The following is a 21,517-nucleotide window of genomic DNA, read 5'->3' on the forward strand; positions in this document are numbered from 1 at the left end:
TAAAAGAAAGATTTATATGAAAAAGAATATACTGAAAGCCTTCGCTATCGCAACCCTCGGATTCAGTCTTTCGAGTTGTGGTGAAAGTTTTCTGGAAACAGATTACTATAAAGGTATAGATTCGGAAGGAGGCTTGTCAAGCGTAAGTAACATATCAACGGCACTTAACGGTACCTATTACAACCTTTTCTACTATTATTTTGCCGGTAACTATGCTGTCAGCATCGGTGATATACCGACCGATATCAGCTATTGGAACTCGAAAACCAACCACTTCAACAACATCTATACCTATACAGTGGTTGATACAGACACTTATCTGAACAGCATTTGGAAATATGGATATAAAGTAGCGGACAATGCTACCCGCGTCATCCAAGCATCGCAAGCTTTGTACGAAGGAAGCAATGCAGAAGAAAAAGCTCAATTAGACCAACTGATGGCCGAAGCATACGCCCTGCGCGGTTATGCAGAATTGATGTTGGTTAACATCTATGCGCACCAAGTAAAAGTCAACGGCACCGACTTCTCATCCGAACCGGGTATTGTCGTACTCGACCAAGCTCCGATTGAAGCATTGGCTCAGGTAAGCCGTTCTACTGTAGGCGAATCTTATACAGCTATCCTGTCGGACTTCGACAATGCAATCAGTCATTTCGATGCAGCTGGAGGCGACCGTGGTTCTATCTTATACATGAATAAGGCAGCTGTTTACGGTCTGTTGGCAAGAACCAACCTGTATCTGGAAAACTGGAGCGATGCGAAACAATATGCTCAACAAGCCTTGACCGAGAAAGGTATCACTACTTTGACTTACGATGCTACTGCATACGCGGCATTATTCAGTGGCAATGAGTCAAACTCTGAAAGCCTGCTTTCGTTAGCCATTACACAGACTGATAACTGGTCTGCCAATTCTGCAGGGACATTATGGTCTACCTACAATTATAGCCCAAGCCCCAAATTGCAGGCAATGTATGGTGCAAACGACTGCCGTACTTCTATCTTTGGATGGGATGCTTCATCTACAGCATCTGTTCCTGTCTTTACCGGAGGAAAATATTCGCAACATTCCAGCGCAAACCCGGCATACGCAACCAATTATTTGGTTAACGCACCGGAAATGTTCTTGATAATGGCGGAAGCAGATGTAGAAACCGGCGATCTGAACAACGCACGCAACTCGCTTCTGACTGTAGCCAAACGGGATGCAGACATTACCTCTGCCGATGATCTGCCCGCTACTGCAGACGAACTGAAAGCGTTTATCAAAGACGAACGTGCACGCGAATTGTTCCAAGAAGGTTTGCGTCTGTACGACTTGCGCCGTTGGGACGAAGCCGCAGATGTATTCGCTATCCAAGCACCTGACATTGCGTTCACTTATACCGGATATAAGATTTCAGATTTGGTATTCCCGATTCCTGCCGCAGAAATCAATTCAGGATTCGGTGTAGAACAGAATGACTGGGCGGGCACACTGCCGAAATAATCTTCCTAATAAACTAAATACAAAAACAGCCAATGAAGTTTCATATCGCTTCATTGGTTGTTTTTTTAGTATAAATTAATTGAAGAGTAGCATTTTCGTCAAACAATGGTATCAAATCGTTACAGACTCCGGTAATATATCCAGCGGGCAAAGAAAGGGTCATCAATTTCATACTTCTCATTCTTTATTACATATCCTTGCCGTGACAGGCGTTTTAAAGCACTGAAAGCAGTACTGGTCGGAATTCCCCTTCTCGAATTAAGCGGCGAAGTAATATTTTGTGCCAGAACCGCTAATATGTGTCGGTCGGTTTTATTCATTGCCATCCAAATGCGTTCATAGTCAAAATCATGCAGCCGGGTCAGCTCATCTACCGCATGGTCTACAAGTTTTTCTACATCATTCTTTTGCTCTAACATGTTCCATACTTGAAAAGCAAGTTGCTGAGTATAATAGGGATGGCATTGGGTAAATGAAAGGATTTCTTCGGCTATTTGTTCCGGCTGTTCCAAAACCATAGGCGCAAACCGCTTTGACAAATAACGGAAAAAATCATCGTAAGGTATCTTAGGAAGCCGCATCAAGACACCAAAATGGTAAAAAGGCGACTTTTTCTTCTCGAATATTTCCGTCATCATGGATTCTTGGCTTCCTAAAAAAATATAGTTCACATTATGCTGCAACTGCATGACGGAGCGAAGGTATTTGTCTAATCCTTTCTCTAAATCAACGATTTCCTGAAATTCATCCAACACTACAACAAACTTATTCTTTTCGCCTAATTTCTCTATCAGCATCAATACATCTTCCAGTACGACATTGTTATCGCTTCCAGGCTGGAAAGCCACATCCACTCCATCAGTCATGGGATTGACAGAGAAGGTAGGGATGAACCGGAAATGGGTCATTGCATGCTTAATTTTCTCGAAAGGGTATATCTTGAATACACGCTTTAGCAAAAGTGCTGCCAATTCTGCAACTGTAGTAACCGATTGCAGGTTAACCATAATGACCGGTCTGTCTATATACTGCAAAGCTTTACATACCAGACTGGTTTTCCCGAATCTCCGCGGGCTGATTAACACCAAATGATTCTCGCTTTCCAACAATTGCCCGATAGATTGTAATTCCTTCTCCCTGTCCGTGAAGAAAGCTCCGTCTACTACTGTCCCAAACTTAAATGGATTTTTCATATTGCGATATTTTTCGTTGCGACTTTTTTCGCAAATATAATCATTATCCTGTAATAAAGAAACTTTCATTCCATGAAAACTTCGTTCCTTGGTAATACATTGGGATACATTAGGTAGAAATATTTCAATGAAAATGCCTTTACAAGGTTTTCCAACTAATGTTTTTGCAGTAAGAGATAAAAACAGGAATCATTTGTAAATACTTCAATAACAGGCAATTATTGGCTAAGATTCAGTTCGGCCGGAACTTTGGTAGTTTCTTTCATCGGCTTGCAGACGCAAGAACTTGATATTAAGCCGGTTATGAAGGTGGTTATGCGATCGGATACAGAAGTGCTGGATGAAGTGATGGTCGTTGCTTACGGTACGGCTAAGAAATCTTCGTTTACTGGTTCAGCCTCGGTTATCGGAGGTGATAAAATCGAATCTCGCCCTATTACTAATGTTACCAAGGCTTTGGAAGGACAGACTACAGGTGTCTTGACAACTTCAGGATCAGGACAGCCGGGCGAATCGGCTTCTATTGTAATTCGTGGTTACGGTTCTATCAATGCGTCACAAGATCCGTTGTATGTAGTTGACGGTGTTCCATACGATGGTACACTTTCTTCTATTAATCCTTCGGACATCGAGTCAATGACTATTTTGAAAGACGCTTCGGCTGGTGCGCTTTACGGTGCTCGTGGCGCAAACGGTGTCGTTATGATTACTACCAAACAAGGTAAGGAAGGTAAGACAAACGTGACTTGGCGTTCTACCGCAGGTTGGTCTTCTCGTGCTATTCCTGAATATGATATGGTTAGCCAAAAAGATTTCGTTCAGTTGACTTACGAAGCATTGCGTAATGGTTATGTATTTACTAATGGTTATAGTTGGGCTGATGCAGAGGCTGCTGCACGTAATTCTTTGAGCACTAATTTAGGTGGGGAATTGTACAATCCATTTAAGAATTATACCTGGAGTCAAATTATTGATCCAACTACTGGTCAGGTACGTTCAGATGCACAATCTGCTTGGAATGAAAACTGGATGGATGCTATTTTACACAACAATGCGTTCCGTCACGAACATCAGCTACAATTAAGCGGAGGTACTGAAAAAACAAGATACATGTTCTCTTTGGGATATTTGAATGAGGATGGTATTTTGACCGGTACAAATTTCCAACGCTACAATGGTCGTGCAAATATCAATTCAGAAGTAACCGATTGGTTTAAGGGAAATATGAATGTATCATTAACCCATTCTATTATGAATTATAGCCAATATGATGGTGCTGCCACTTCAAATGTGTGGTATTCGGCTCAGTTTATATCTCCATTATTTCCTATGTATATGAAAGACATGGATGGCAACAACGTATTGGACGAAAATGGAAATCCGCAACTGGACTATGGTGAACAAGGGCGTCCCGGTAGCTACAATGACTATAATCCGTTGGGTGGTTTAGTAGATGATAAATCGTACGTAAAGAATGATGTTGCCAGTTTGCGTACAGGTTTCACTTTGGGTTCAGACAAGGATGATTTCGGTGTATTTAAAGGTTTGAAACTGTCAGTAAACTTTGGTATGGACTACCGTACGATGAATCAGATGAATTACATGAATATGTATCACGGTAATCAGGCAAATGCTGGTGGTTTGATTTATAAATACAACACCCGTATGCAAAGCTATACGTTCAACCAAATTTTGACCTGGGACCGTTCTTTCGGATTGCATAATTTCAATGTAATGGCTGGCCATGAGTTTTATGCTTATCAATACGAATACTTAAATGCAGCTAAGTCTAACTTGGTGGACGGCATTTTGGAACTTCGTCCGGGTACGACCATTACATCAGCTGACTCGTATACTGATAAATATCGTATTGAATCTTGGTTTGGCCGTTTCAATTACAATTTTGATGAGAAATATTACTTTGATGCTTCTATCCGTCGTGACGGTTCTTCCCGTTTCCATAAAGACCACCGTTGGGGTACATTCTGGTCGGTAGGAGGTAACTGGCGCGTTTCAAAAGAAGCTTTTATGGAGGATGTAAAATGGGTTGACAATCTGTCTGTGAAGTTAAGTTATGGTCAACAAGGTAATGATAACCTTCGTACTTATTATGCTTGGCAGAGTCTGTATGATTTGGGCTGGCCTAATGGCAGCAACATCGGCGGTATGGTGACTTCTTTGGAAAACCAAGAAGTGTCATGGGAAAAGAGCGGCAATATGAATGTCGGTTTTGAAGCTTTGTTGCTCGATCACCGTTTGAGCATTTCTGCTGAATACTATAATAAGAAAACAACCGATATGTTGTTGAATTATCCGATGGCGACTTCTACCGGTTTTAACGGTTACAATGCCAATGTGGGCGATATGCGTAACAGCGGTTTCGAATTTGAAGTAAGAGGTACGCTGATTAAGACCAATGATTGGAACTGGGATATTACTTGGATGGGATCTACTGTAAAGAACAAGGTATTGAAATTAACTAATGAATCTCCTGAAATCATCAACGGTATCTATAGCATTAAGGAAGGCATGCCTATCAACACTTTCTATATGGCTAAAGCTGCAGGTGTAGACCCTGCTACCGGTGCACAACTTTATTGGGCATACGACAAAGATGAGAACGGGAACATTGTCAATGAATATATCACCAGTGATTATAACAAAGCCAATGAAAGCAAATATTATTTAGGAAGCCGTATCCCGGATTTGTATGGTAGTATCGGTACGAGCCTTAGCTGGAAAGATATTGATTTGTCTATCTTGACCACTTATTCATTGGGTGGTAAGATTTTTGATAGTTTGTATCAAGGCAGTATGGAAAACATGTATTTCAATAACAATTGGAATGAACATGCTTTACGCCGTTGGCAAAAACCGGGTGACATTACAGATGTACCCCGTATAGAAATTGCCGGATCATACGCAACCAATGACCGCTTCTTGGTAGATGCTTCTTATTTTGCCATTAAGAACATCACCTTGGGTTATACATTGCCGAAAGTATGGATGCAGAAAGCACGTTTGGGCTCTATACGCGTATTCGCTTCAGTTGATAACTTGGCATTGTTTACCCATCTGAAAGGTATGGATCCGCAATACAACTTCAGCGGGTCAACTGATTATGCATACAGTCCGAACAAGACTTGGTCTTTCGGTTTCGAAGTTAATTTCTAATAATAGCTAACAAACAATATCAAAAAGAATATGAAGAAAATATTGAAATATACCTTTGCCGGTCTTATGGGATGTACTGCATTGACTTCGTGTCTGGATTCCTCTTTGGAGACCTCCCCGACAGATTCAATGTCAGGAACCACTTTACTGGCTAATGCCAATTCGGCATTGATTCCTTTGAATGGCATTTACCGTTCGATGTACGCCTCTTGGTCTCCTGCAGCTAATGAACACCAAAGTTTTGGCATTAATTCGTATGCTTTAATGGCTGATGTCATGGGAGATGATATGATTATGGATGCCATGGGTAGTGGATGGTTTTGGTACGACTGTATTTATAATGTAAAGAGTCGTTACACATCTACAGCATGGCGTTCGTATGACATATGGAACTGCTATTACACATGGATTAGTAACGCCAATTATATTTTGGCAGCGGAAGAAACGATGAGTGGTGCTTCTGCCGATGTAAATTATGTTATAGGCCAGGCATACGCTATCCGCGCTTACTCTTATTTCATGTTGGCGCAGAATTTTGCCCGTACTTATAAAGGTCATGAAAGCGACCCTTGTTGTCCGATTTATACCGAACCTACTGTTGCCGGGACGGAAGGGCAACCGCGTTCTACTGTACAACAGGTGTATGACTTGGTTACTTCAGATATCCAGAAAGCTGTTGAAAAATTGAGTGCAGCTCCTGCTCAAACTCATAAGACCCACATTGATGCAAGTGTGGCATATGGTATTCAGGCGCGTATTGCTTTGACAATGGAAGACTGGAATTTGGCAAAAACCGCTGCACACAATGCGATTGAAGCCAGTGGATGCACAGTATTGCCAGCCGAAACCATTAAGGGATTAAATGACGCAACACTTTCTAATGTGATGTGGGGGGCTCCTATCCAAAATGACCAAACGAGTGGTTATGCTTCTTTCTTTGCACACATGGACCCCAATGTTGCGTATGCGAATTCAGCACGTAAGCAAATCAATAAAGATTTGTATGATAATATTATGCTGCCGACTGACGAACGTAAATGTTGGTGGGATCCGACAGATACAAATAGCGAACGTGGGGCAGAAGCAGGTTATCAACAAGTGAAATTTTCATTTTCCGACTATACTGTCTGGATGGGTGACTATGTATGGATGCGTGTAGAAGAAATGTATCTGACTGCAGCGGAAGCTGAGTGTATGTTGGGTGAAGAAGATGCCGCAAAACAAGATTTGTATGCGGTAATGAGCCAGCGTGTGGAAGGCTATAGTACAACCAAGACAGGTACTGCATTAGGCAAGACCAGTAGCGACCGTACGGGTTCTTTGCGTGAAGAGATTATTGACCAACGCCGTATCGAATTGTGGGGTGAATATGGACGTATTTGGGATTTGCGCCGTCTGCGTCAAGGTTTCCGCCGTACAGCAGCGCAAGGATGGCCTGCCGCTGCCTTGTTGAATAATCGTCCGACAGATGATCCTGAATGTTATATGTGGGTATTGACTATTCCGCAGACTGAATTTGACGGAAACGTCAATATGGATTTGTCACAAGACCAAAACCCAATTGATGATTACAAATAAAATAATTTAAATTTGAACTTTAATTTAAAGATACGATATGAAATACGTAAATAAAATATCAGTTCTCCTATCGCTGTTGATGGTGGTACTGTTTAGTGCATGTAATGCCGATCAGGAAGGACCGCTTTATTCAGAAGGGAAAGGTTTGTCGTTTGTTTCATCTACCTTGAATCCAACAACCGTTTCTCCGAATAATCCGACTTTTACCGTTGATATTCTTCGGGCGACAACAGTAGGCGAATTAGACGGTACTATTCAATTGTATGCTTATACAGGCTCTGGTGAAACCGAACAAGAAATGACGGGTTGTACTGTTACCGGTTATCATTTTGCGGATGGCGAAAATAAAGCTTCGGTAACCATTGATGTAACTCCTTTGGCTATTGGCCAAACTGTCACTGTAGAATTGGAGTTTGCAAGTGACGATGCTTCAATCGGTGGTAATAATACGACTTCGATTTCTGTAAGTAAGGATTATACATGGAACAGTTTGGGTGAAGCAACATTCTATGATAATCAGTTCTTTTATTGGTATAATGATGGTAAGGGTGTGAAAGTAGAAATGTATCAGGCTGCAGAACAACCTAACCGTTATAAATTAGTTAATCCTTATGCTGAATTTAATGCGGCTACTTGGCCTGCGTCTGAATTGCCAGGATTTACCAAGAGTCTGATGGATAGCGATTTTATCTTTGTTGTGCAAGATAATGGGACTATTGTATATAATTCTTATCGCCTTGGAATGACTTATGGGGAAAATGGTCCTATTACGATAGAACATCCGTTAAGTTTTGGCTTATCGGCAAGTTATAACCGGCAGATTGATGACAAAACATTCCAACTTGCTCCTATGTATTATATGGAAGCTACAGGAAGTGGTTTCAATTGTACAGGATATGATGAAGTTATTTTAATTGTGCTTGAATAAATCATTTTTTAACATAAATGAAAGGGACTATCTCAATCGGGAAGGTCCCTTTCATTCATATTAACAGTCTTTTAAAACTACTCTTTTATTATAATAATGTACGCGCGTACATTAATATAATACAAAATACCACATCGCCCAAAACAAATATAAACAGAAAGGCTCAAGCTTTGCTTTAAAAGTTTTCTATCATTTCAAGCTCAACCGGGCAAGATAATCATAATGCATTCCTTCCTTCACTTTTTCTACCACAAAGCCATATTGTGAGGCGTATGCGGAAAGAGTATCAAAATCAATATAAAGCCAATCGAAAGAATCACCTTTTATCTTACCATACTGCATCTGAAAATCCACTTCACCATAATAATCAGCAGCCAAATCAATCACATAACTTCCATCTTCATCCTCATACAGATAACGCAAATCGCTGGAATCCATCAAAACACATCCACCTGGAGCCAGCAGTTGCTTTATCCGAGTCAGAAATACAGGCATATTCTTTAATTTCCCGATAATGCCCGAACCATTCATCAACATCAGAATGGTATCAAATTGTCCTGTAAAACGTTCATCGAACACATTCGTCAAATGTGCATTCAACCCTCGTCTTTGCATTACCTCAACCGACCAAGGAGATATATCAATAGCTAAACTTTCTTTTCCTAAATCTTTTAAGGCACACGAATGACACCCGCTTCCAGCCCCTACATCCAAAATCCGCCCATGTGCCAAATGCAAAGCGGTTTGCTCTAATAAAGGCATTTGGTCGAAAGTCCGAAATAAATCAACCACCGGCAATTCGTCTTCATCAAATTGGGACGAAAACACGCGAAGTTTTCCAGCTCGTCCTGTCTTAAAATAATCGTAAATAGCTCGCCCCATCGGGTCTTTATCCATAGATAACCAATGTGTATTCATAATATATTCTCTTAAAATCAAGACAAACTTACACATTTTAGCGAAAAAAGAACGAATATCTTAAAAAAAGGCATGAATATTTTTGCTAATTTTAAAGAAAATCGTTTTCTTTGAAAACATAAGAAGCGTAAATGCTTTGAAAGTGTCTTTCCAAAAGTTTTCACCGAAAATGGTTTTGGATTTTTTTAATTAATAACAAACTTAAAAATGAGGACAATAAACACGAGTGACGAACAATTAGTTTCTCTATACCGCGCAGGAGACAATTCGGCTTTTGACATTCTCTTGAAGCGGTATACATCCAAAATCAAAAGAGCAATTCAAGTAATTCTATCCAATCCTGAAGACGTTAACGACATATTTCAAGACTTATCTATCCACATAAGTTCAAAACTAAAAAGCACTTACAACGAAAGCGGGCAATTTACAGGATGGCTTACATGCGTAGTAACCAACTATATGTACAGTCTTTGCCGAAAAAAGAAAATATGCTTCTCACCTGTCGAAATAGAATCTTTAAAAGAGATTGAATCAGAATACACACTTCCTCCTGATATACGCGAACAAAAATACGCAGCATTAAGAAAATCGGTAAAGGAACTCCCTGAAGAACTGAAAAATCTAGTAGAATTGAAAATATGGAAACGAATGACCTTACAAGCCATTGCCGACAAACTAAACATGAAAAAATCCACAGTCGCTGCAAAACTAAAATCAGCTTATCAGAAAATAGAAAAAAGCATGATAGACAAAGGCTATGACGATGGGCTAATCTAATTTTTTATTTTTTTAGCATGAGATTCTTCCGTTAGCGTTACCAACCAGCAAAATTTTATAGTATTTTTGCCACATATTGTAATGTTGACTTTGCAAATCATGACGAATAACATAAAACATTTAGGTATTGTGGAAAACATAAACGGTTCTCACCTCAAAGTGAAAATCGTACAGACTTCTGCGTGTGCCTCTTGTAGTGCCAAAGCACATTGCCATGTGTCCGAATCGAAAGAAAAGACCATTGATGTGTATAATCGAGAAAACATCCCATGCAAAATCGGAGAACAAGTGTGGATTGTAGGTACCACCTCAATGGGAATGAAAGCGGTACTGCTTGCCTTTATAATTCCTTTTCTAATTATACTTGCAGCACTCATCACCGCTTTACATTTGACAGAAAACGAAGTTGCAGCTGCCCTTATCGCCCTCGGCACATTAATTCCTTATTATCTTATTATATATATGTGCCGAAAAAGGCTAAGCCGTTCATTCGTATTTACTTTAGAAACTGTATTATAATATTAATAAACTAACTTTATACTCATGAATCTGATTTTAATTGCGGTAATTTCATTAGGAGCCATCGGATTGGTATCTGCCGTTATCCTGTATGCAGCTTCCAAAAAATTCGCCGTGTATGAAGACCCCCGGATTGCTCAAGTCGCCGAAGTGCTTCCACAAGCCAACTGCGGCGGATGTGGGTATCCCGGATGTTCCGGATTTGCTGCGGCATGTGTAAAAGCCGGTTCATTGGAAGGGAAACTCTGTCCCGTAGGCGGCCAGCCTACAATGGAGAAAGTGGCTGATATCTTAGGGCTGAAAGCCGAAGTTTCTGAACCTAAGGTAGCAGTAGTGAGATGTAACGGTACGTGCGCCAATCGTCCAAAATTGACACAATACGACGGTGTACGTTCGTGTGTAGTAGCCCATTCTACCTATGGAGGTGAAACCGGTTGTTTCTTCGGGTGTCTGGGATGCGGTGATTGTGTTTCAGCATGCCAATTCGATGCAATTCACATGAACCCGGAAACGGGGCTTCCCGAAGTGGACGAAACAAAATGTACAGCATGTGGAGCATGTGCCAAAGCTTGTCCGCGCAACATCATCGAGATTCGTCCGAAAGGCAAGAACAACCGCCGCGTGTATGTCCAATGCGTCAATAAAGACAAAGGAGCCGTAGCGCGAAAAGCTTGTACGGCTGCCTGTATCGGATGTGGCAAATGCGTAAAAGTATGCCCCTTCGAAGCGATTACGTTAGAGAATAATTTGGCATACATCGATCCTGCCAAGTGCAAATCGTGCCGCAAATGTGAAATGGAATGCCCTCAAGGAGCTATCATTGCCATAAACTTCCCGCCACGTAAAGCCAAACAGGAAACAGAGAATCCCCAAACAATGGCTAATCAACCTGAAGTAGAACCCCTAAAACAACAGATAAAGTGAAGACATTTAAAATCGGCGGAGTACATCCGGCAGAAAACAAATTGTCGGCAGGCAAAGCCATTGAAACCCTTGCCCTTCCTCGGCAAGCAGTGTTTCCTTTGTCACAACATATCGGCGCACCCGCCACGCCCTTGGTTAAGAAAGGCGATACAGTAAAGGCTGGTACAAAAATTGCAGAGGCTGGAGGATTCGTTTCTGCACCCATCTATTCTTCTGTATCAGGGAAAGTTAACAAAATAGATACGGTTATTGATGCCAGCGGTTACCGCAAACCTGCCATTTACATTGATGTAGAAGGCGATGAATGGGAAGAATCCATCGACCGTAGCACTACATTAATAAAAGAATGCGACTTGACTCCCGAAGAGATTGTAGCCCGAATCAAAGAGGCGGGTATTGTGGGTATGGGTGGAGCTTGCTTCCCTACGCATGTAAAACTTACCCCACCTCCGGGATGTAAAGCAGAATGCATCATCGTAAACGCCGTAGAATGTGAGCCTTATCTTACCGCTGACCATCGGTTGATGCTAGAAAAGCCCGATGAAATATTGGTAGGTGTAAGTATTCTGATGAAAGCGGCGAAGGTGAACCGTGCCTACATCGCCATTGAAAACAACAAACCCGATGCCATCCGTTTATTGAGTGACAAAGCCGCTAATTATCCAGGCATTGAAGTAGTTCCCTTGAAAGTAAAATACCCACAAGGAGGCGAAAAACAACTCATTGATGCCGTCATCAGCCGGCAAGTTCCTGCCCCTCCTGCCCTGCCTATCAACGTAGGAGCCATTGTGCAGAACGTGGGTACGGTATATGCTGTGTACGAAGCTGTACAAAAACATAAGCCGCTTTTCGAGCGTATCGTGACCGTAACCGGAAAATCATTGAAGAATCCTTCTAACTTCCTTACCCGTATGGGAACTCCGATGAGCCAGCTGATAGAAGCAGCCGGAGGACTCCCGGAAGATACCGGTAAGGTTATCGGAGGAGGTCCGATGATGGGTAAGGCATTGATGAATACCGATGTACCTATCTGCAAAGGAAGTTCAGGCGTATTACTGATGAATGAAAAAGAAGCCAAACGTACTGCGCCTCAACCCTGTATCCGGTGTGCCAAGTGTGTAAGTGTCTGCCCAATGGGATTGGAACCGTATTTGCTTGCCACTAGCTCGGCGCGAGGCGACTGGGAACGTGTGGAACATGAGATGATTATGTCGTGCATCGAATGCGGTTCATGTCAGTTTACTTGCCCTTCACATCGTCCGATATTGGATAATATCCGTTTAGGAAAGGGAAAAGTCGGTGCTATTATCCGTGCACGGAACACCAAGAAATAGTGAACAATTAATAATAAATAATTAACAGTGACTTTATTGTCTATCGTTATGGCAAACAAACTAATCATATCTTTATCGCCCCACATACATAGCGGCGACAGTGTGCAAAAGAACATGTATGGTGTTCTTATCGCACTCATACCTGCTCTGCTTGTCTCGTTTTTCGCGTTCGGATTGGGGGCTCTTATCGTTACGCTAACCTCTGTTGCAGCGTGTCTCTTCTTCGAATGGGCTATCACGAAATACATTTTGAAACGTGAGCAAACCACTATTATGGACGGCTCTGCAGCTCTTACGGGCGTATTGTTGGCGTTTAATTTACCTTCCAACCTGCCTGTATGGATTATTATTATCGGTGCATTAGTCGCTATCGGCGTTGGCAAGATGACTTTTGGCGGACTGGGATGTAATCCTTTCAATCCGGCATTAATAGGACGTGTATTCCTGCTTATTTCATTCCCCGTACAAATGACTTCTTGGCCTCAGGCTGGTCAATGGGGCGCATATCTTGATGCCGAAACCGGAGCTACTCCCTTGGCTTTGATGAAGCAAGCCATTAAGACGGGTGATGCATCTGTCTTGAGTGACCTGCCAAGTAGTTTGAGTCTCTTAATCGGCATTCCAGACAGTTGCCAGATGGGAGCCGGATGTTTAGGCGAAATTAGTGCCGGGGCTTTGCTCTTAGGCTTGATATATATGTTATGGAAGAAAATCATTTCATGGCATATACCGGTATCTATCCTTGCTACCGTATTTGTATTTTCCGGTTTGATGCACTTGGCAAATCCGGTTTATGCATCTCCTATACAACAACTTTTCACAGGAGGTCTGATGTTAGGCGCTATCTTTATGGCTACCGATTATGTCACTTCGCCGATGAGCCATAAAGGCATGATTATTTACGGTATTGCTATCGGTTTCCTTACTGTAGTGATTCGTACGTTCGGCGCTTATCCTGAAGGTATGTCGTTCGCTATTCTGATTATGAACGCATTCACTCCGTTGATTAATACGTATTGTAAACCTAAACGTTATGGGGAGGTATTGAAAAAATGAAAAAGCTGGAATCATCATTGAAAAACATGGTCCTGTCATTGACAGGATTCTCCATACTTGCAGGAGGCTTGTTAGGGTGGGTAAATGCCGCTACAGCCGAACCGATAGCACAAGCCAATGCCAACGCATTGAGCGATGCAATCGCCAAAGTTGTGCCAGGATTTGACAATAACCCTTCTGAAGAAGCCGAAAACGTGGAAGTAAACGGCACCACCTATAAAATATATCCTGCTACCCAAGGGGGGAAAGCGATAGGAGCTGCTGTAGAAGCATCTGCCAATGGTTTTGGAGGTGCATTGACCGTATTGGTAGGCTTCGACACAGAGGGAAATATCATCGACTATTCTTTATTAAGCCATACCGAGACACCGGGACTGGGGTCTAAAGCTGCGGATTGGTTTAAAAAAGGAGCAAAAGGAGATATCACGGGGAAAAATCCCGGCGAGAAAACCTTAAGCGTAACTAAAGACGGGGGCGAAATTGACGCCATTACCGCCTCAACTATCACCTCCCGCGCTTTCCTTCAAGCGGTAAACAATGCCTACGCTGCCTATATGAATAAACAAGTGGACAGCACGAGTGGCGCGTCACCTCAATATTAACCAAGAAAGGAGTAGATTATGAATAATTTTAAAATATTGATTAACGGAATTGTCAAAGAGAATCCTACGTTTGTACTCCTCTTAGGCATGTGCCCAACATTGGGAACCACTTCTTCTGCCATTAATGGCATGGGAATGGGACTTGCCACAATGTTTGTATTGATATGTTCTAATTTTGCTATCTCCGCTATAAAGAATCTTGTACCGGATATGGTGCGTATCCCTATTTTCGTAGTAGTGATAGCCTCTTTCGTTACTATCTTGCAGATGCTGATGCAGGCATACGTGCCCAGCCTCTATGCCACATTAGGCTTGTTCATCCCCTTGATTGTAGTAAACTGTATCTTGTTAGGGCGTGCCGAAGCTTTCGCCTGCAAGAACTCTCCGATTGCTTCTCTATTCGACGGGCTAGGCATCGGTCTAGGATTCACCATAGCATTGACTCTACTGGGAGGTATACGTGAATTCTTAGGTACCGGCAAATTATTCAACATCACTATCATGCCTGAACAATACGGCATGTTGGTCTTCGTCTTGGCACCCGGCGCATTTATTGCATTAGGCTATTTGATTGCCATTGTAAACCGCTTTAAAAAAGCATAACCCTTAAAACCGAAAGAGTATGGAATATATATTGATATTTATCACCGCTATCTTTGTGAACAACATCGTGTTGTCACAATTCCTCGGCATCTGTCCTTTCTTGGGCGTTTCAAAAAAAGTTGAAACCGCCATGGGTATGGGAGCAGCCGTAGCCTTCGTATTGACATTGGCTACTATCGTGACTTATATTATCCAAAAATTTGTGCTCGACCCCTTCGGACTGGCATATTTACAGACCATTGCCTTTATTCTCGTAATTGCGGCATTGGTACAAATGGTAGAAATCATCCTAAAAAAAGTATCGCCTGCCCTTTATCAGGCATTGGGCGTATTTCTTCCGCTGATTACCACCAATTGCTGCATTCTGGGTGTAGCTATTTTGGTCATTCAGAAAGACTTCGATTTATTGACGGGAGTCATCTATGCCTTCTCTACGGCATTAGGATTTGCTCTTGCCTTGATAGTCTTTGCCGGTATCCGCGAACAGCTTAGCATGGTCAATATCCCCAAAGGAATGCAAGGAATGTCCATCGCTTTGGTCACCGCCGGCCTGCTTGCCATGGCATTCATGGGATTCTCTGGAGTAGACAAAGGACTTGCAGCACTTTTCGGAATAGAATAAAACATGTTGTCCTGCCAATAAAAAGGTAAAGAATCCGTCATGTAAAACGGTTTCAACCTTCTATCCCATTGCATGGCCTCCCTACTGCATGTAGGTAAAACTCCAATCCTCCCCTAGTAGGACTGGAGTTTTATCATAGTCAGTACTGCAATCCCAGCAGGGTAGGACTGCAATCCTACCCTAGTAGGATTAAAGAAGGACTAGGCTTCTTTCCCAAAGTCACCCAGCATGATGTAAAAAGCCAGCCACATGGATAAACCTTTTTTCCTTGTCCTATTTCTCCCCGCTATTGGTTTTTCCGGTTATTTTCATTACATTTGCCGGGAAAACCATTGAATAAATCTGCATGTCTGAAACCAACTATATATCCATTAAAGGAGCAAAGGTTAACAACCTGAAAAACATTGACGTAAACATTCCACGGAACAAGCTGGTGGTCATCACCGGATTGTCCGGTTCGGGGAAATCGTCTTTGGCATTCGATACGCTCTATGCCGAAGGGCAACGCCGCTATGTGGAAAGCCTTTCTTCATACGCACGCCAGTTCTTAGGACGTATGAGCAAACCCGAATGCGACTTTATCAAAGGCATCCCGCCCGCCATTGCCATCGAGCAGAAAGTGGTGAGCCGGAACCCGCGCTCTACGGTGGGTACCTCGACCGAAATCTACGAATACCTGCGCCTGCTCTTTGCCCGCGTGGGAAAGACGTATTCGCCCGTAAGCGGGCAACTGGTCAAGAAAGACAGTCCCGAAGACATCGTAAACTGTATGCTCTCTTATCCGAAGGGCACGCGATACACGGTGCTCACTCCTATCCTTCCCCGCGAAGGGCGCGATGTAGCCCAGCAAATCGAAACCGACATGAAAGAAGGGTTTACCCGCCTGGAAGTCAACGGGAAAATGGTACGCATCGAAGAATACCAATACAACCCGAAAGATACGGTTTACCTGCTGGTAGACCGCATGAGTGCAGACGATTCGAAAGACGCGATAAGCCGCCTGACCGATTCGGCTGAGACCGCCATGTACGAAGGCGACGGGGCTTGCCTGCTCCGTTTCTTCCAGCCCGACGGCTCAACCAGCCTGTACCGGTTCAGCACGAAGTTTGAAGCGGACGGCATCAAATTCGAAGAGCCGACCGACCAGATGTTCTCGTTCAACTCTCCCTTGGGGGCTTGCCCCACGTGCGAAGGCTTTGGCAAAGTGATTGGCATTGATGAGCATTTGGTCATCCCTAACCGTGCGCTAAGCGTATACGACGGAGCCGTGATGTGCTGGAGAGGAGAGAAAATGGGCGAATGGCTTCAAGCCTTCCTGCGCGAAGCCCCTGAACACGACTTTCCTATCTTTACGCCCTATTACGAGCTGACTCAAGCGCAAAAGGACTATCTTTGGCACGGACCGCGCGACAAGGTATGCATCGACTCATTCTTCAAGATGCTGGAAGAAAACCAATACAAAATCCAATACCGCGTAATGCTGGCACGCTATCGGGGGAAAACCACATGTCCCGAATGCCATGGAAGCCGGTTGAAGAAAGAAGCCCTTTATGTAAAAGTTGGGGGACGCAATATCGCCGAACTGGTAGACATGCCCATCAGCCAACTCAAGGAATTTTTCCGTACCCTGAAATTGAGTGAGCACGACATGCAAATCGCCACCCGGCTCTTGAACGAAATCAATAGCCGCCTGACCTTCTTGGAAGACGTGGGACTGAGTTACCTGACTCTGAACCGTTTGAGCAATTCCTTATCGGGCGGAGAAAGCCAGCGCATCAACCTTGCCACATCGTTGGGAAGCAGCTTGGTAGGCTCTTTATACATATTGGATGAACCCAGCATCGGGCTTCATAGCCGCGATACCGACCGGCTCATCAAGGTGTTGCGCCAATTGCAACAATTGGGCAATACGGTGGTCGTGGTAGAACACGACGAAGAAATCATCCGTGCCGCCGATTACATCATTGATATCGGTCCCAAAGCCGGACGCTTAGGAGGCGAAATCGTGTACGAAGGAGACATGAAGGATTTAAAGCCCGGAAGCCCAAGCTATACCGTAAGATATTTATTGGGAGAAGATACCATCGAACGCCCAGCCTCGCACCGCTCGTGGAACAACTACATCGAAGTGAAAGGCGCACGCGAAAACAACCTGAAAGGCATCAATGTGCGTTTTCCTCTGAACATCATGACGGTGGTAACCGGAGTGAGCGGGTCGGGTAAAAGTACTTTGGTACGCGACATCTTCTATAAAGCCCTGAAGCGGGAATATAGCGAGACCAGCGAACGTCCGGGCGAATTTATATCGCTGGAGGGAGACATCCGCATGGTGAACGACATCGAGTTTGTAGACCAGAACCCGATAGGAAAGTCTTCGCGGAGCAACCCAGTGACTTACGTGAAAGCTTACGATGAAATCCGGAAACTCTTTGCCGAACAGCCTCTTGCCAAGCAAATGGGATATACGGCAGGCTATTTCTCGTTCAACACCGAAGGCGGGCGATGCGAGGAATGCAAAGGCGAAGGCACCGTGACCGTAGAGATGCAATTCATGGCAGACTTGGTGCTGGAATGCGAATCGTGCCACGGGAAACGCTTCAAAAGCGATACATTGGAAGTGAAATTCGAAGGCAAGAACATCTACGATGTATTGGAAATGACCGTCAACCAAGCCATCGAATTCTTCGGTAAACACGGACAAAAAAAGATAGTAAAGAAGCTTCAGCCCTTGCAGGAAGTAGGTTTGGGATATATCAAGCTGGGACAATCTTCGTCCACCCTGTCGGGAGGAGAGAACCAGCGTGTGAAGTTGGCTTATTTCCTCAGCATCGAGAAAGCCCAGCCCACGATATTTGTCTTCGACGAACCTACCACAGGCTTGCACTTCCACGACATAAAGAAACTTTTGGAAGCCTTTGATGCGTTAATTGAGCGAGGGCATACCGTGGTCATTATCGAACATAATCTGGACGTAATCAAATGTGCCGATTATGTCATCGACTTAGGGCCGGAAGGAGGCGAACAAGGCGGAAACATCGTTGTATGCGGCACTCCCGAAGAAGTGGCACAATGCGGAGCATCGTACACCGGACAATATTTGAGAGAGAAAATACATAAAGAATAAGAAAAAGGGTTAGTTAAACTTTTAAATGCTAAAAACATGAAACACAATTTGAAGAAATGGGTAGGAGCTATCGTTTTCATGACCGCTCTACCTATTATGGGGCAACAATGTCCCTACCAAAATTCGGATTTGACCCCCGACGAGCGTGCCACCGATTTAATTGGAAGGCTGACATTAGAAGAAAAAGTGTCCTTAATGCAAAACTCTTCTCCTGCCATTCCACGCTTAGGAATCAAGGCATACGATTGGTGGAACGAAGCGTTGCACGGAGTAGGACGTGCCGGACTTGCCACGGTATTCCCACAAACCATCGGCATGGCAGCATCCTTCGATGATGAATTGCTCTATCAAGTATTTACTGCCGTATCAGATGAAGCACGTGCCAAATATGCGCAATTCCGCAAAAAAGGCGACTTAAAACGCTATCAAGGGTTGACTTTCTGGACTCCGAACGTAAATATCTTCCGCGACCCACGCTGGGGACGCGGACAAGAAACTTACGGTGAAGACCCGTACCTGACTTCACAAATGGGCATGGCGGTAGTAAGAGGCTTGCAAGGTCCAGAAGACACAAAATACAACAAACTACATGCATGTGCCAAGCACTTTGGAGTACACTCCGGTCCCGAATGGAACCGACATGAATTCAATGCCGAAAACATTGCCCCGCGCGATATGTGGGAAACTTACATGCCTGCTTTTAAAGACCTGGTACAGAAAGCACATGTAAAAGAAGTGATGTGCGCCTACAACCAGCTGGAGGGAGAGCCATGTTGCGGAAATAACCGCCTGCTGACCCAAATCCTCCGAAACGAATGGGGATTCGGAGGCATTGTGGTGTCCGATTGTGGTGCTATCAGTGACTTTTGGCGCAAAGGAGACCATGAAACCCATCCCGACCAAGCCCATGCCAGTGCCGGAGCCGTTTTAAGCGGAACCGACTTGGAATGTGGAAACAACTATGAATCATTGCCCGATGCCATCCAAGCAGGACTAATAGACGAAAACCAAATAGACATCTCTGTGAAACGCCTGTTGAAAGCACGTTTTGAATTAGGGGAAATGGATGAGAACGTATGCTGGGATACGATTCCCTACTCGGTTGTAGATTGCCAAGCACATAAAGACCTTGCGTTGAAAATAGCCCAGGAAAGCATTGTGCTTTTGCAAAACCGCAACAACATCCTTCCGCTGAAAAAAGACATGAAAATCGCATTAATAGGACCCAATGCCAACGACTCGGTCACCCATTGGGGTAATTATAACGGTTATCCTTCGCATACCGAAACACTATATGAAGCTATGAAAAAACGGCTTCCGGCATCCCAACTGATTTATGAATTCGGATGTGACCGAACGGCTTTTGTCACATTAGAAAGCGTATTCAGCCAATGTGCCATTGACGGAAAACCAGGCTTTAAATCAACTTATTGGAATAATCCTGAACTGGAAGGCACACCGGCGGCTGTAGTACAAAATCCTACCCCCTTCCATTTTACAACTTTAGGAGCAACCGTATTTGCACCAGGAGTAAACATTACTGATTTTTCAGCCCGGTATGAATCGGTATTTACCGCAAAAGAGACCGAAGACATCAAGTTCCAATTCTCGTCACACGGCATCATCCGCTTGTATATTGACGGTCAAGAAGTGGCATCGGGCAGACGCCTGCAAAACCACGCCACTCTCTACACCCTGAAAGCGGAAAAAGGAAAATCGTATGACGTGAAATTTGAATTTATCTTCAATAGTACAGACCGTGCCGCACAATTGGACTTCGACATGGGACGTGATGTTCCGTTTAATCTGCAAGCCTCTGTCGATAAAGTAAAAGACGCTGATGTCATTGTCTTTTCCGGAGGAATTTCACCGACTTTAGAAGGTGAAGAAATGCCGGTAGACGCCGAAGGATTCAAAGGAGGCGACCGTACCAGCATCGAACTTCCTGCCATCCAACGCAAAATGATTGCCGAACTAAAGAAATTAGGCAAACCTATTATCTTCATCAACTATTCTGGCTCAGCGATGGGATTGGCTCCCGAAAGCGAAATATGCGACGGAATGATTCAAGCATGGTATCCGGGACAAGCAGGAGGCACTGCTATTGCCGATGTCTTATTCGGCGACTACAATCCTGCCGGAAAATTACCGATTACATTCTATACACATACCGACCAACTACCCGATTTTCAAGACTACTCTATGAAAGGACGTACCTATCGGTATATGACCGAAAAACCGCTCTTCTGTTTCGGACATGGATTGAGTTACACTACATTCGATTATGGAAAAGCCCGATTAAGCAAAACGACCTTCAATAAAGGTGAAAAACTTACATTGACAATCCCTATAACGAATAATGGAGACCGCAATGGAGAAGAAGTGGTGCAAATTTATCTCCGCCGTCCGGGCGATGCAGATGCCCCTTCACATACGCTACGCGCATTTAAACGTGTATATATCCCTGCAGGAGAGACTAAAGAAGTAAACTTGCCCCTATCAGACGATAATTTCTTATGGTTTGATACGGCTACTAACAATATGAATTTGGTCAGTGGTGATTATGAACTATTATATGGCGGAACTTCCGATGCCAGCCACCTGAACAAAATACGACTTACAATCCTTTAATAGTTAATTGCTGATAATTGACAGGGAACAAATAAAATATCT

Annotated in this window: 16 protein-coding genes; 14 read left to right on the top strand and 2 right to left on the bottom strand. The window is 43.6% G+C overall.

The window, feature by feature from the left end; all coding sequences use genetic code 11:
- Positions 1 to 16: 16 nt before the first annotated feature.
- Positions 17 to 1,492 carry a RagB/SusD family nutrient uptake outer membrane protein gene (locus B5F91_RS11415; protein WP_087429215.1) on the top strand — a complete coding sequence of 492 codons (1,476 nt, stop codon included), beginning with the start codon at positions 17 to 19 and terminating at the stop codon, positions 1,490 to 1,492.
- A 119-nt stretch (positions 1,493 to 1,611) separates the two neighbouring features.
- Here the strand turns inward: B5F91_RS11415 and B5F91_RS11420 are convergent, their stop codons facing one another.
- The gene (locus tag B5F91_RS11420) at positions 1,612 to 2,685 is read right to left on the bottom strand and encodes an ATP-binding protein (protein ID WP_087429233.1); all 1,074 of its coding nucleotides are present in this window, start codon (positions 2,683 to 2,685) and stop codon (positions 1,612 to 1,614) included.
- Between the two features lie 207 nt (positions 2,686 to 2,892).
- Between B5F91_RS11420 and B5F91_RS11425 the strand changes: the two genes are divergently transcribed.
- Genes B5F91_RS11425 through B5F91_RS11435 form a run of 3 tightly spaced genes read left to right on the top strand, consistent with a single transcriptional unit; the run spans position 2,893 to position 8,365 of the window.
- On the top strand, positions 2,893 to 5,859 hold the full coding sequence (locus B5F91_RS11425; protein ID WP_087429216.1) for a TonB-dependent receptor: 2,967 nt from the start codon (positions 2,893 to 2,895) through the stop codon (positions 5,857 to 5,859).
- Positions 5,860 to 5,889: 30 nt separating this feature from the next.
- Positions 5,890 to 7,437, top strand: a complete 1,548-nt coding sequence (locus B5F91_RS11430) for a RagB/SusD family nutrient uptake outer membrane protein (protein WP_087429217.1) — start codon at positions 5,890 to 5,892, stop codon at positions 7,435 to 7,437.
- 37 nt (positions 7,438 to 7,474) lie between these two features.
- Entirely contained in the window at positions 7,475 to 8,365 is an 891-nt protein-coding gene (locus B5F91_RS11435; RefSeq protein WP_087429218.1) for a hypothetical protein, read from the top strand.
- A gap of 189 nt (positions 8,366 to 8,554) precedes the next feature.
- On the opposite strand, the gene B5F91_RS11440 is transcribed toward B5F91_RS11435, so the two are convergent.
- Entirely contained in the window at positions 8,555 to 9,283 is a 729-nt protein-coding gene (locus tag B5F91_RS11440; RefSeq protein ID WP_087429219.1) for a class I SAM-dependent methyltransferase, read from the bottom strand.
- Between the two features lie 207 nt (positions 9,284 to 9,490).
- Here B5F91_RS11440 and B5F91_RS11445 point away from each other — a divergent pair, with 207 nt between their 5' ends.
- The 10 genes from B5F91_RS11445 (at position 9,491) to xyl3A (ending at position 21,475) form a co-directional block, all read left to right on the top strand.
- On the top strand, positions 9,491 to 10,060 hold the full coding sequence (locus B5F91_RS11445; RefSeq protein WP_087429220.1) for a sigma-70 family RNA polymerase sigma factor: 570 nt from the start codon (positions 9,491 to 9,493) through the stop codon (positions 10,058 to 10,060).
- Positions 10,061 to 10,159: 99 nt separating this feature from the next.
- A complete protein-coding gene (locus tag B5F91_RS11450; protein ID WP_087429234.1) occupies positions 10,160 to 10,579 on the top strand; it encodes a SoxR reducing system RseC family protein in 420 nt (139 codons plus the stop codon).
- 24 nt (positions 10,580 to 10,603) lie between these two features.
- A complete protein-coding gene (locus B5F91_RS11455; RefSeq protein ID WP_087429221.1) occupies positions 10,604 to 11,503 on the top strand; it encodes a Fe-S cluster domain-containing protein in 900 nt (299 codons plus the stop codon).
- Positions 11,500 to 12,837, top strand: coding sequence for an electron transport complex subunit RsxC (gene rsxC / locus B5F91_RS11460; protein ID WP_087429222.1), 1,338 nt, complete (start codon positions 11,500 to 11,502; stop codon positions 12,835 to 12,837). The genes B5F91_RS11455 and rsxC overlap by 4 nt, the downstream gene beginning before the upstream one ends.
- Before the next feature lie 48 nt (positions 12,838 to 12,885).
- The gene (locus B5F91_RS11465) at positions 12,886 to 13,893 is read left to right on the top strand and encodes an RnfABCDGE type electron transport complex subunit D (protein ID WP_087429223.1); all 1,008 of its coding nucleotides are present in this window, start codon (positions 12,886 to 12,888) and stop codon (positions 13,891 to 13,893) included.
- Positions 13,890 to 14,495 carry an RnfABCDGE type electron transport complex subunit G gene (locus B5F91_RS11470; protein ID WP_087429224.1) on the top strand — a complete coding sequence of 202 codons (606 nt, stop codon included), beginning with the start codon at positions 13,890 to 13,892 and terminating at the stop codon, positions 14,493 to 14,495. The genes B5F91_RS11465 and B5F91_RS11470 overlap by 4 nt, the downstream gene beginning before the upstream one ends.
- 18 nt (positions 14,496 to 14,513) lie before the next feature.
- On the top strand, positions 14,514 to 15,098 hold the full coding sequence (locus B5F91_RS11475; RefSeq protein WP_087429225.1) for an electron transport complex subunit E: 585 nt from the start codon (positions 14,514 to 14,516) through the stop codon (positions 15,096 to 15,098).
- A gap of 19 nt (positions 15,099 to 15,117) precedes the next feature.
- Positions 15,118 to 15,720: an electron transport complex subunit RsxA gene (gene rsxA / locus B5F91_RS11480; protein WP_087429226.1), complete on the top strand. Its 603-nt coding sequence runs from the start codon at positions 15,118 to 15,120 to the stop codon at positions 15,718 to 15,720.
- A gap of 346 nt (positions 15,721 to 16,066) precedes the next feature.
- Complete coding sequence (gene uvrA, locus B5F91_RS11485; RefSeq protein WP_162611708.1) at positions 16,067 to 18,844, top strand: excinuclease ABC subunit UvrA; 2,778 nt, start codon at positions 16,067 to 16,069, stop codon at positions 18,842 to 18,844.
- 78 nt (positions 18,845 to 18,922) lie between these two features.
- Entirely contained in the window at positions 18,923 to 21,475 is a 2,553-nt protein-coding gene (xyl3A, locus tag B5F91_RS11490; protein ID WP_239416412.1) for a xylan 1,4-beta-xylosidase, read from the top strand.
- The last annotated feature ends 42 nt before the right edge of the window (positions 21,476 to 21,517 follow it).

The sequence above is a fragment of the Bacteroides sp. An322 genome, from assembly GCF_002161765.1.
Lineage (GTDB): Bacteria > Bacteroidota > Bacteroidia > Bacteroidales > Bacteroidaceae > Phocaeicola > Phocaeicola merdavium.

Bases quoted from the DNA above. Each gene is read 5' to 3' on its own strand.
- B5F91_RS11415 (WP_087429215.1), top strand. From the start codon at position 17: ATGAAAAAGAATATACTGAAAGCCTTCGCTATCGCAACCCTCGGATTC.
- B5F91_RS11420 (WP_087429233.1), bottom strand. From the start codon at position 2,685: ATGAAAAATCCATTTAAGTTTGGGACAGTAGTAGACGGAGCTTTCTTC.
- B5F91_RS11430 (WP_087429217.1), top strand. From the start codon at position 5,890: ATGAAGAAAATATTGAAATATACCTTTGCCGGTCTTATGGGATGTACT.
- B5F91_RS11435 (WP_087429218.1), top strand. From the start codon at position 7,475: ATGAAATACGTAAATAAAATATCAGTTCTCCTATCGCTGTTGATGGTG.
- B5F91_RS11440 (WP_087429219.1), bottom strand. From the start codon at position 9,283: ATGAATACACATTGGTTATCTATGGATAAAGACCCGATGGGGCGAGCT.
- B5F91_RS11445 (WP_087429220.1), top strand. From the start codon at position 9,491: ATGAGGACAATAAACACGAGTGACGAACAATTAGTTTCTCTATACCGC.
- B5F91_RS11450 (WP_087429234.1), top strand. From the start codon at position 10,160: ATGACGAATAACATAAAACATTTAGGTATTGTGGAAAACATAAACGGT.
- B5F91_RS11455 (WP_087429221.1), top strand. From the start codon at position 10,604: ATGAATCTGATTTTAATTGCGGTAATTTCATTAGGAGCCATCGGATTG.
- B5F91_RS11465 (WP_087429223.1), top strand. From the start codon at position 12,886: ATGGCAAACAAACTAATCATATCTTTATCGCCCCACATACATAGCGGC.
- B5F91_RS11470 (WP_087429224.1), top strand. From the start codon at position 13,890: ATGAAAAAGCTGGAATCATCATTGAAAAACATGGTCCTGTCATTGACA.
- B5F91_RS11475 (WP_087429225.1), top strand. From the start codon at position 14,514: ATGAATAATTTTAAAATATTGATTAACGGAATTGTCAAAGAGAATCCT.
- rsxA (WP_087429226.1), top strand. From the start codon at position 15,118: ATGGAATATATATTGATATTTATCACCGCTATCTTTGTGAACAACATC.
- uvrA (WP_162611708.1), top strand. From the start codon at position 16,067: ATGTCTGAAACCAACTATATATCCATTAAAGGAGCAAAGGTTAACAAC.
- xyl3A (WP_239416412.1), top strand. From the start codon at position 18,923: ATGACCGCTCTACCTATTATGGGGCAACAATGTCCCTACCAAAATTCG.